The organism is Pantoea sp. X-Soil-TKNS-1280 (genome assembly GCF_059730475.1).
Genome location: NZ_AP035962.1, coordinates 298899 through 310630, shown reverse-complemented (window position 1 = coordinate 310630; position 11732 = coordinate 298899). Strand labels below are relative to the sequence as shown.

At 53.0% G+C, this 11732-nt stretch carries 4 protein-coding genes, 3 tRNA genes and 4 rRNA genes; 1 reads left to right on the top strand and 10 read right to left on the bottom strand.

The features are described 5' to 3' along the window. Nucleotides 1-43: 43 nt before the first annotated feature. The 3 genes from aceA to metA form a co-directional block, all read right to left on the bottom strand. Complete coding sequence (gene aceA, locus AC6I8X_RS01420) at nt 44-1348, bottom strand: isocitrate lyase (protein WP_084871772.1); 1305 nt, start codon at nt 1346-1348, stop codon at nt 44-46. 17 nt (nt 1349-1365) lie between these two features. Further along, complete coding sequence (gene aceB, locus AC6I8X_RS01415) at nt 1366-2964, bottom strand: malate synthase A (protein ID WP_313688663.1); 1599 nt, start codon at nt 2962-2964, stop codon at nt 1366-1368. A 381-nt stretch (nt 2965-3345) separates the two neighbouring features. Beyond that, nucleotides 3346-4275, bottom strand: a complete 930-nt coding sequence (gene metA / locus AC6I8X_RS01410) for a homoserine O-acetyltransferase MetA (protein WP_310618074.1) — start codon at nt 4273-4275, stop codon at nt 3346-3348. Nucleotides 4276-4755: 480 nt separating this feature from the next. Between metA and AC6I8X_RS01405 the strand changes: the two genes are divergently transcribed. After that, nucleotides 4756-6081: a carbohydrate porin gene (locus AC6I8X_RS01405; protein ID WP_497840434.1), complete on the top strand. Its 1326-nt coding sequence runs from the start codon at nt 4756-4758 to the stop codon at nt 6079-6081. 116 nt (nt 6082-6197) lie between these two features. Here the strand turns inward: AC6I8X_RS01405 and rrf (AC6I8X_RS01400) are convergent. The 7 genes from rrf (AC6I8X_RS01400) to AC6I8X_RS01370 form a co-directional block, all read right to left on the bottom strand. After that, nucleotides 6198-6313 (bottom strand): 5S ribosomal RNA (gene rrf / locus AC6I8X_RS01400). Nucleotides 6314-6346: 33 nt separating this feature from the next. Next, nucleotides 6347-6422: transfer RNA gene (locus AC6I8X_RS01395), tRNA-Thr, on the bottom strand. A gap of 14 nt (nt 6423-6436) precedes the next feature. Next, nucleotides 6437-6552 (bottom strand): 5S ribosomal RNA (gene rrf / locus AC6I8X_RS01390). A gap of 106 nt (nt 6553-6658) precedes the next feature. Next, nucleotides 6659-9563 (bottom strand): 23S ribosomal RNA (locus AC6I8X_RS01385). Between the two features lie 196 nt (nt 9564-9759). Next, a tRNA-Ala gene (locus tag AC6I8X_RS01380) sits at nt 9760-9835 on the bottom strand. A 151-nt stretch (nt 9836-9986) separates the two neighbouring features. Beyond that, a tRNA-Ile gene (locus AC6I8X_RS01375) sits at nt 9987-10063 on the bottom strand. Nucleotides 10064-10136: 73 nt separating this feature from the next. Beyond that, nucleotides 10137-11678 (bottom strand): 16S ribosomal RNA (locus AC6I8X_RS01370). Together the 16S, 23S and 5S rRNA genes with 3 tRNA genes alongside form the textbook arrangement of a ribosomal RNA operon. Between the last annotated feature and the right edge of the window lie 54 nt (nt 11679-11732).

Here is an 11732-nt window from a genome sequence, read left to right as displayed (position 1 = left end):
CGTCTCCCGGCAAAATGGCCCCTCCGTGGGCCAGCATCACAACTCAGAACTGCGCGGCTTCGGTAGAACCGGTTAACGCGGTGACCGACGATTTCCCCCCCTGGATCACCGTGGTGATGCGGTCAAAATAGCCAGTACCCACTTCCTGCTGGTGTGATGAGAAGGTGTAACCCTTATCACGCGCAGCAAATTCCGGCTGCTGTACCTTCTCAACGTAGTGGCGCATGCCCTCGCCCTGCGCATAGGCGTGCGCCAGGTCGAACATGTTGAACCACATGCTATGGATACCCGCCAGGGTGATGAACTGGAAGCGGTAACCCATCTCGCTCAGCGCCTGCTGGAAGCGGGCGATGGTGCGATCGTCGAGGTTTTTCTTCCAGTTGAACGACGGCGAGCAGTTGTAGGCCAGCAACTTGCCCGGGTATTGTGCGTGAATCGCCTCGGCAAAACGCTGCGCCAGTGCCAGATCCGGCGTTGAAGTTTCACACCACAGCACATCGGCGTAAGGCGCATAGGCCAGACCACGGCTGATGGCCTGCTCAATCCCGGCACGGGTGCGGAAGAAACCTTCCGAGGTGCGTTCGCCGGTGATAAACGCCCGATCGTATTCATCGCAGTCGGAGGTGATGAGATCGGCCGCATCAGCGTCGGTACGGGCAATCAGCACCGTCGGGACGTCCATCACATCAGCGGCCAGACGTGCTGCCACCAGTTTCTGAATCGCCTCCTGGGTTGGCACCAGCACTTTACCGCCCATATGGCCGCATTTCTTCACCGCTGCCAGCTGGTCTTCAAAATGCACCGCCGCCGCACCGGCCTGAATCATCGATTTCATCAACTCAAAGGCGTTGAGCACCCCGCCAAACCCGGCTTCCGCATCCGCCACAATCGGCAGGTAGTAATCAATAAAGCCTTCAACCTCCGGCGACATCCCGCTGGCCCACTGAATCTGATCGGCACGCTGGAAACTCTGGTTAATACGCTCCACCACCGCCGGGACCGAGTTCACCGGATAAAGCGACTGATCCGGGTACATCTGTCCGGCAAGGTTGGCATCCGCCGCGACCTGCCAGCCAGAGAGATAGATGGCCTCAATGCCCGCTTTCGCCTGTTGCACCGCCTGGCCGCCCGTCAATGCCCCCAGGCTGTTGATATACCCTTTCTGCGATTCCCCATTCAGCAGCGACCACAGTTTTTGCGCCCCCCGCTCCGCCAGGGTACAGGCCGGATTGACGGAACCGCGTAAATTCACCACATCCTGGGCGCTGTAAGGTCGGGTAATGCCCTGCCAGCGTGCATCCTGCCAGGTGGTTTCCAGCTGTTTGATTTGTTGCGTACGAGTCGTCATAGCAATATCTCCCGGGGTCAGGGCAGCAGGCGGTAGCCTGGCAGGGTGAGGAAAGGGACCAGCTCATCATCGGTGGTGATTTGTGCCATCAGCGCGGCGGCATCGGCAAAACGTCCATTTCGGCAACGTTCTTCACCGAGGCTGTGCTGCAACGCCGTCAGTTCTTCATCCAGCAGCTGTTCAAAAAGCGCCGCCGTTACCAGCTGGCCATCGCTGAGAATTTGCTTGTGGTGCATCCATTGCCAGATCGAGGTGCGGGCAATTTCGGCAGTGGCCGCATCCTCCATCAGGCCATCAATCGGCACACAACCATTCCCGCTGATCCAGGCTTCAAGATATTGCAGCGCCACGCGAATGTTGGCACGCATTCCTGCTTCGGTGCGTTTGCCACGGCAAGGCAGCAGCAGCCGTTCCGCGGTGACCGGGCTATCCTGCTCACGGCTGACATGCATTTGATTAGGTTGATCACCCAGTTGACGATTAAATTCCGCCATCGCGATATCGGCCAGGCCGGGATGAGCCACCCAGGTACCATCGTGACCGTTCGCTGCTTCGCGCGCTTTGTCTTCCTGCACCTTTTGCGTGACCCAGGCGTTGCGTTGCGGGTCTTTGCTCGGGATCAGCGCCGACATTCCCCCCATCGCCAGTGCGCCACGGCGGTGGCAGGTTCTGATCAGCAGCCGCGAATAGGCATCGAGGAACGGCTGATCCATCGTGATTTGCTGGCGATCCGGCAGAATACGCTCACCATGCTGACCGAGGGTTTTGATGTAGCTGAAGATGTAATCCCAGCGGCCACAGTTCAGCCCCACGACGTGATCGCGTAGTTCCCACAGGATCTCATCCATCTGGAATACCGCTGGCAGCGTTTCAATCAATACCGTGGCTTTGATGGTGCCACGCGGCAGATCAAAGCGATCTTCACTGAACCGGAAGATCTCACGCCACCACGCCACTTCGCTGGCATGTTCGGTTTTCGGCAGATAGAACCAGGGTCCGTGGCCCTTATCCAGCAGCGCATCGACGTTGTGAAACAGATACAGCGCAAAATCAAACAGCCCAGCGGGGATAGCGCGATCGCGCCACTCCACATGCTTTTCATCCAGATGCAGACCACGGACACGGCACATCAGCAGCGCGGGATCAGATCGTAACTGGTAGATCTTGCCGGTTTCACTGGTGAAACTCAGCGTCCCCTTCACTGCATCACGTAACGCCAGTTGACCATCGACCAGTTTTTCCCAGGTCGGTGCCAGCGAATCCTCAAAATCCGCCATAAATACTTTCACGTTAGCATTCAAGGCGTTGATCACCATTTTGCGATCCGGCGGACCGGTGATCTCTACGCGGCGATCGCGCAGCAGTTGGGGTATCGGACGTACCTGCCACTCGTTTTCACGAATGGAAGCCGTTTCCGAATCAAAGCCTGGCAATGCACCCTGATCATAACGCTGCTGGCGTTGCTGACGGGCTTTTAGCAGGCGCTCGCGTTCCGGGGCAAAACGCGCCACCAGAGAGTGCAGAAAGTCGATGGCTTCCGGGGTGAGCAGCTGCTTTTCCGCGTGGGTAAAGGGCTGGCTAAAGGTTAATGTGCTGCTGATAACCGAGTCTGTCATGCGGGCTGCCTCCTGTGTTGATCCCGTTCTGGGTTGCGGGATCCGGCTGTAGGGTGTTTTTTAACCTGCAAGATCAGAGCATAATGATTTTTATTTTATTTTCAAAAACTATTTCCATTTTTATGATTAAATGAATTTATCATACTGATTATTATTTAATTTTAAGACTCGAAATAAAGGCAATAACTTCCACCTTATGATTCAGGCAAAAAAATGCCGTGGCTACACGAGGCGGCCACGGCATGATCAAACGAGTTTTAAACCCTAAATAATTCTGGTTGCAGGAAGGCGGCAAGGGAATGAATCCCCAGGAGCTCACATCAGATCGTTCCTGGGGTGAATGAGCGTAGCCAACGCACCGGCAGCTTGAATTATGGCGGGTTATTCAAGTGTCGGGTTCATATGTCGCAGATCAAACGGTGTGATCTGATACACGTAGTAGTTCAGCCAGTTGGAGAACAACAGGTTGCCATGGCTGCGCCAGGTTGCGCGTGGCGGCAGCTCGGGATTGTCCTGTGGGAAATAGTTCCACGGAACCTCTGGGTTCAACCCGGCATCGTAATCACGATGGTATTCACCGGATAACGTCAGTGCATCGTATTCCGGATGGCCGGTGACAAACGCGAGGCGTTTATCCTTACTCGCCATCAGATACGCTCCGGTGGTTTCTGATTCGGCAAATAACTCCAGATCGGTGTAATCACGAATCAGCTGACTGGGGAAATCAGCATAGCGTGAGTGCGGGGCAAGGAAGTTGTCATCAAAACCGCGCGTCAGTAACGCATGTGGATGCAGAATCTGATGTTCATAGACACCGGACAACTTATTCTGGCGCGTCTGCTTTGGAATACCATACAGAATATTCAACGCCGCCTGCACCGCCCAACAGACAAACAACGTCGAGGTGACGTGTTCTTTTGCCCAGTGCAGCACACGCTGAATCTGCGGCCAGTAAGCGACATCGTTGAAGTCCACCAGACCGAGCGGTGCGCCAGTGACAATCAAGCCGTCAAAGTTATCATGCTGAATATCATCGAAATTACAGTAAAAGTTGTTCAGGTGCTCAGTCGGTGTATTGCGTGACTCACGGCTGTCGATACGCAGCAGCTGAATATCGATCTGCAACGGCGAGTTGGATAGCAGACGCAGAAACTGGTTTTCGGTTTCAATCTTTTTCGGCATCAGATTGAGTACCAGCACTTTCAGCGGGCGGATCTCCTGGACACGGGCGCGCGATGACGTCATGACAAAGACATTCTCATTGCGCAGAAAATTCACTGCCGGTAACTCGTCGGGGATCCTGATTGGCATAACCTGCTCACCTCTTACAACCGTATAAACGTTTAGACATCCAGATGCCTGACATTAGCCTGGTGCAGTGAGAATGTCGAGTCTTCATGCGGTTTATGAAAATGTTTCAGCTTAATGCAGCATAAGCAGGCCTAAGCGGCAATAAACTTCAGATGCCTTAAATTAAGACAACTCCCGGCTTATTTTGATCAGTCAAAATATAAACCTATATTTATTTGGTTTATTACCCATATCGTTTCGGTTGATTAAATACTATCAATTAAAATAGGTATACGAATTAAATTTCAATTATCTTTAAATATAAAATCCAACAAATTCATTGCATTGTGAATAGCATTGCTTTCAATCAAAAGTCATACATAAATATCTGTAAAATAAAAATCCATCCTGATGTATAAGTCACTCCTGTTATTAAAAAAGATATCAATATTAACACCTCATTTTATTGGCTCGGAAATTATATCTGTAAGGTTGTTTATTATGCATAAAGTTAAAATCGCCAGCCTGATTTGGCCAGGCATTATGCTGGTTGTTACCGCCCCCAATGGGTTTGCGGCGGCCAGCCCCTTTTCCAGCGACTCCCCCTGGATGTTGGGTGACTGGAATGGCCAGCGCACCGCACTTCAGCAACAGGGCATTGATTTTAATGTTAATTATGTCATGGAGAGTGCCGCAAACCTGGCAGGGGGTTATCAATCAGCAACGACAGCGCGTTACACTGACCAATGGGCGTTTGGCACCCATCTCGACCTGCAAAAATTGCTGGGCTGGCAGGATACGGATTTCCAGGCGACGGTGACCGATCGCAACGGACAAAACCTTTCTGAGCAGATCGCTAATCCTAAAGCCCCCATGCTCTCCTCAGTGCAGGAAGTCTATGGTCGCGGACAAACATGGCGACTGACACAGTTCTGGTTGCGTACCGGCTTTAGTGACGATCGTTTCAATCTCAAACTTGGTCGGGCAACGGTGGGTGAGGACTTCGGTACCATCGAAACCCATTTCCAGAACCTCGCACTCGGACCAGGCGTGCCCGGTAAGTCACGTAGCGATCGCTGGATGAACTGGCCAGTGTCACAATGGATGGGACGTTTACAGCTCAATATCACACCGGATGTCTATGTTAAGGTTGGATTTTATAACCAAAATGATGACAACGATAATCGTGGTAGCGGTTTCCATTTCTCGGTTAAGCACTCCGACGGCAATCTTATCCCGCTAGAAATCGGTTGGCAGCCCAAACTGGGTGCAGATGCATTACCTGGCAATTATCGCCTGGGTGCTTATTACTCTTCAGCCCGTGGCGGGGTTTATCATAGCTGGCAGCGCGGTGAATATGGCGATACCGCCCATGGTTATGGCGCTTATGCCATTGTTCAACAGCAGTTATTCGCCTGGCAGCATGACAACCATCGTGGCTTATCGTTAACGCTTAGCCAGGTGATGCACGATAAACGGACCTCAAAGCTTGATGATACTCAGACCGTCGCATTAACCTGGAAAGGGCTTTTTGCTGCACGACCACAGGATGAAATTGGCTTAGGAATGGCCCGACTGCATGTGAATGCAGCCTATAGCCACATGCTGGAGCGGGAAAATGAAGAAAAGGGTGTACAGAGTGTCAATGACGCCACTTATCTGCCGGTAATCAGAGGTTCAGAATACGATTATGAACTCTACTATGCCTGGAATGTCCGTCAGTGGTTGTCACTGCGCCCCAATCTTCAATACGTCGCCGCGCCAGGGGCGGATAGCAGCGTAAAAGATGCTTTTGTCGGGGGAATTACTGCGAGTTTAACGTTCTAAAACCGGTAATGCCTGACAGCGCGATTCGTCGTGCTGTCAGGCATCCGTGAGTTTTTCTGATTTTCAGACGTAAAAAAGCCCTGAACTTTCGTTCAGGGCTTCTTCACTTGATTGATGCCTGGCAGTTCCCTACTCTCGCATGGGGAGACCCCACACTACCATCGGCGCTACGGCGTTTCACTTCTGAGTTCGGCATGGGGTCAGGTGGGACCACCGCGCTACAGCCGCCAGGCAAATTCTTTTTAATCCGAACTCATGCCATAACTGGTGCTGATACCCAGAGTCGAACTGGGGACCTCACCCTTACCAAGGGTGCGCTCTACCAACTGAGCCATATCAGCACACTAAAATTGATGCCTGGCAGTTCCCTACTCTCGCATGGGGAGACCCCACACTACCATCGGCGCTACGGCGTTTCACTTCTGAGTTCGGCATGGGGTCAGGTGGGACCACCGCGCTACAGCCGCCAGGCAAATTCTGTTTATCCGTACCGCCCTCGCAGGCCGCACGAATCAATCCGTTCGAACAATGCTGAAAATCTTCTCTGGTCTCTCAACCAAAACGCCTCTGGCGTTGTAAGGTTAAGCCTCACGGGTCATTAGTACCGGTTAGCTCAATGCATCGCTGCACTTACACATCCGGCCTATCAACGTCGTCGTCTTCAACGTCCCTTCAGGACTCTCAAGGAGTCAGGGAGAACTCATCTCGGGGCAAGTTTCGTGCTTAGATGCTTTCAGCACTTATCTTTTCCGCACTTAGCTACCGGGCAATGCCATTGGCATGACAACCCGAACACCAGTGGTGCGTTCACTCCGGTCCTCTCGTACTAGGAGCAACCCCCCTCAATTCTCCAGCGCCCACGGCAGATAGGGACCGAACTGTCTCACGACGTTCTAAACCCAGCTCGCGTACCACTTTAAACGGCGAACAGCCGTACCCTTGGGACCTACTTCAGCCCCAGGATGTGATGAGCCGACATCGAGGTGCCAAACACCGCCGTCGATATGAACTCTTGGGCGGTATCAGCCTGTTATCCCCGGAGTACCTTTTATCCGTTGAGCGATGGCCCTTCCATTCAGAACCACCGGATCACTATGACCTGCTTTCGCACCTGCTCGAGCCGTCACTCTCGCAGTCAAGCTGGCTTATGCCATTGCACTAACCTCCTGATGTCCGACCAGGATTAGCCAACCTTCGTGCTCCTCCGTTACGCTTTGGGAGGAGACCGCCCCAGTCAAACTACCCACCAGACACTGTCCGCAGCCCGGATTACGGGCCTACGTTAGAACATCAAACATTAAAGGGTGGTATTTCAAGGTCGGCTCCACGCAGACTGGCGTCCACGCTTCAAAGCCTCCCACCTATCCTACACATCAAGGCTCAATGTTCAGTGTCAAGCTATAGTAAAGGTTCACGGGGTCTTTCCGTCTTGCCGCGGGTACACTGCATCTTCACAGCGATTTCAATTTCACTGAGTCTCGGGTGGAGACAGCCTGGCCATCATTACGCCATTCGTGCAGGTCGGAACTTACCCGACAAGGAATTTCGCTACCTTAGGACCGTTATAGTTACGGCCGCCGTTTACCGGGGCTTCGATCAAGAGCTTCTCCTTACGGATAACCCCATCAATTAACCTTCCGGCACCGGGCAGGCGTCACACCGTATACGTCCACTTTCGTGTTTGCACAGTGCTGTGTTTTTAATAAACAGTTGCAGCCAGCTGGTATCTTCGACTGGCTTCAGCTCCGGGAGCAAGTCCCTTCACCTAATGCCAGCGTGCCTTCTCCCGAAGTTACGGCACCATTTTGCCTAGTTCCTTCACCCGAGTTCTCTCAAGCGCCTTGGTATTCTCTACCTGACCACCTGTGTCGGTTTGGGGTACGATTTCGTGTTACCTGGAGCTTAGAGGCTTTTCCTGGAAGCAGGGCATCAGTTACTTCACCACCGTAGTGGCTCGTCATCACGCCTCAGTGTTAAAGAAGACCGGATTTGCCTGGTCTTCACACCTACACGCTTAAACCGGGACAACCGTCGCCCGGATAACCTAGCCTTCTCCGTCCCCCCTTCGCAGTAACACCAAGTACAGGAATATTAACCTGTTTCCCATCGACTACGCTTTTCAGCCTCGCCTTAGGGGTCGACTCACCCTGCCCCGATTAACGTTGGACAGGAACCCTTGGTCTTCCGGCGAGCGGGCTTTTCACCCGCTTTATCGTTACTTATGTCAGCATTCGCACTTCTGATACCTCCAGCAGACCTCACAGTCCACCTTCAGCGGCTTACAGAACGCTCCCCTACCCAACAACGCCTAAGCGTCGCTGCCGCAGCTTCGGTGCATGGTTTAGCCCCGTTACATCTTCCGCGCAGGCCGACTCGACCAGTGAGCTATTACGCTTTCTTTAAATGATGGCTGCTTCTAAGCCAACATCCTGGCTGTCTGTGCCTTCCCACATCGTTTCCCACTTAACCATGACTTTGGGACCTTAGCTGGCGGTCTGGGTTGTTTCCCTCTTCACGACGGACGTTAGCACCCGCCGTGTGTCTCCCGTGATAACATTCTCCGGTATTCGCAGTTTGCATCGGGTTGGTAAGCCGGGATGGCCCCCTAGCCGAAACAGTGCTCTACCCCCGGAGATGAGTTCACGAGGCGCTACCTAAATAGCTTTCGGGGAGAACCAGCTATCTCCCGGTTTGATTGGCCTTTCACCCCCAGCCACAGGTCATCCGCTAATTTTTCAACATTAGTCGGTTCGGTCCTCCAGTTAGTGTTACCCAACCTTCAACCTGCCCATGGCTAGATCACCGGGTTTCGGGTCTATACCCTGCAACTTAACGCCCAATTAAGACTCGGTTTCCCTTCGGCTCCCCTATACGGTTAACCTTGCTACAGAATATAAGTCGCTGACCCATTATACAAAAGGTACGCAGTCACACCCCGAAGGATGCTCCCACTGCTTGTACGTACACGGTTTCAGGTTCTGTTTCACTCCCCTCGCCGGGGTTCTTTTCGCCTTTCCCTCACGGTACTGGTTCACTATCGGTCAGTCAGGAGTATTTAGCCTTGGAGGATGGTCCCCCCATATTCAGACAGGATACCACGTGTCCCGCCCTACTCATCGGACTCACAATCTGTGCATTTTCGTGTACGGGGCTGTCACCCTGTATCGCGCGACTTTCCAGACGCTTCCACTAACACACAAACTGATTCAGGTCCTGGGCTGTTCCCCGTTCGCTCGCCGCTACTGGGGGAATCTCGGTTGATTTCTTTTCCTCGGGGTACTTAGATGTTTCAGTTCCCCCGGTTCGCCTCGTTAACCTATGTATTCAGTTAACGATAGTGCACAAGTGCACTGGGTTTCCCCATTCGGACATCGCCGGCTGTTGCGGTTCATATCACCTTGCCGGCGCTTTTCGCAGATTAGCACGTCCTTCATCGCCTCTGACTGCCAGGGCATCCACCGTGTACGCTTAGTCGCTTAACCTCACAACCCACAGGCGTTTTGCAACGCTTATGAATCGTAAGCTTTTGAGAGACTCGAACGCGTCGTTTTCATTTCTTATTACGGAGAAATGACACAACGCGTCGTTTCAAATTTTCAGCTTGTTCCGGATTGTTAAAGAGCAAATACTTCGCAGCACACCGTTTCCGGTACGCTCTGAAGTATTGAAGTACTGTAATGGTGGAGCTAAGCGGGATCGAACCGCTGACCTCCTGCGTGCAAGGCAGGCGCTCTCCCAGCTGAGCTATAGCCCCATACAGTTACTGCAGAGACCACTACTACCACTCAACCGAGTTCACATTCTTCAGACAAAAGAAGAATGCAATTTCTGCTCAGGCAAGGCATGCGGAAGGGAAGTTTACGTCGGTAAACGACCGCGCGCATAACGCAGCATGAGAAGAAATTTGGTAGGCCTGAGTGGACTTGAACCACCGACCTCACCCTTATCAGGGGTGCGCTCTAACCACCTGAGCTACAAGCCTGTAGAGGTTTTTCTGCTCGTTACTTTTCTATCAGACAATCTGTGTGAGCACTTCGAAGGAAGGTATCTTCAGGTAAGGAGGTGATCCAACCGCAGGTTCCCCTACGGTTACCTTGTTACGACTTCACCCCAGTCATGAATCACAAAGTGGTAAGCGCCCTCCCGAAGGTTAAGCTACCTACTTCTTTTGCAACCCACTCCCATGGTGTGACGGGCGGTGTGTACAAGGCCCGGGAACGTATTCACCGTAGCATTCTGATCTACGATTACTAGCGATTCCGACTTCATGGAGTCGAGTTGCAGACTCCAATCCGGACTACGACGCACTTTATGAGGTCCGCTTGCTCTCGCGAGGTCGCTTCTCTTTGTATGCGCCATTGTAGCACGTGTGTAGCCCTGGCCGTAAGGGCCATGATGACTTGACGTCATCCCCACCTTCCTCCGGTTTATCACCGGCAGTCTCCTTTGAGTTCCCGACCGAATCGCTGGCAACAAAGGATAAGGGTTGCGCTCGTTGCGGGACTTAACCCAACATTTCACAACACGAGCTGACGACAGCCATGCAGCACCTGTCTCACGGTTCCCGAAGGCACTAAGGCATCTCTGCCAAATTCCGTGGATGTCAAGGCCAGGTAAGGTTCTTCGCGTTGCATCGAATTAAACCACATGCTCCACCGCTTGTGCGGGCCCCCGTCAATTCATTTGAGTTTTAACCTTGCGGCCGTACTCCCCAGGCGGTCGACTTAACGCGTTAGCTCCGGAAGCCACGCCTCAAGGGCACAACCTCCAAGTCGACATCGTTTACGGCGTGGACTACCAGGGTATCTAATCCTGTTTGCTCCCCACGCTTTCGCACCTGAGCGTCAGTCTTCGTCCAGGGGGCCGCCTTCGCCACCGGTATTCCTCCAGATCTCTACGCATTTCACCGCTACACCTGGAATTCTACCCCCCTCTACGAGACTCTAGCCTGCCAGTTTCGAATGCAGTTCCCAGGTTAAGCCCGGGGATTTCACATCCGACTTGACAGACCGCCTGCGTGCGCTTTACGCCCAGTAATTCCGATTAACGCTTGCACCCTCCGTATTACCGCGGCTGCTGGCACGGAGTTAGCCGGTGCTTCTTCTGCGGGTAACGTCAATCGATGAGGTTATTAACCTCATCGCCTTCCTCCCCGCTGAAAGTACTTTACAACCCGAAGGCCTTCTTCATACACGCGGCATGGCTGCATCAGGCTTGCGCCCATTGTGCAATATTCCCCACTGCTGCCTCCCGTAGGAGTCTGGACCGTGTCTCAGTTCCAGTGTGGCTGGTCATCCTCTCAGACCAGCTAGGGATCGTCGCCTAGGTGAGCCGTTACCCCACCTACTAGCTAATCCCATCTGGGTTCATCCGATGGTGTGAGGCCCGAAGGTCCCCCACTTTGGTCTTGCGACGTTATGCGGTATTAGCTACCGTTTCCAGTAGTTATCCCCCTCCATCGGGCAGATCCCCAGACATTACTCACCCGTCCGCCACTCGTCACCCAAGGAGCAAGCTCCTCTGTGCTACCGTTCGACTTGCATGTGTTAGGCCTGCCGCCAGCGTTCAATCTGAGCCATGATCAAACTCTTCAATTTAAAGTTTGATGCTCAAAGAATTAAACTTCGTAATGAATTACGTGTTCACTCTTG

Bases quoted from the DNA above. Each gene is read 5' to 3' on its own strand.
- aceA (WP_084871772.1), bottom strand. From the start codon at position 1,348: ATGACGACTCGTACGCAACAAATCAAACAGCTGGAAACCACCTGGCAG.
- aceB (WP_313688663.1), bottom strand. From the start codon at position 2,964: ATGACAGACTCGGTTATCAGCAGCACATTAACCTTTAGCCAGCCCTTT.
- metA (WP_310618074.1), bottom strand. From the start codon at position 4,275: ATGCCAATCAGGATCCCCGACGAGTTACCGGCAGTGAATTTTCTGCGC.
- AC6I8X_RS01405 (WP_497840434.1), top strand. From the start codon at position 4,756: ATGCATAAAGTTAAAATCGCCAGCCTGATTTGGCCAGGCATTATGCTG.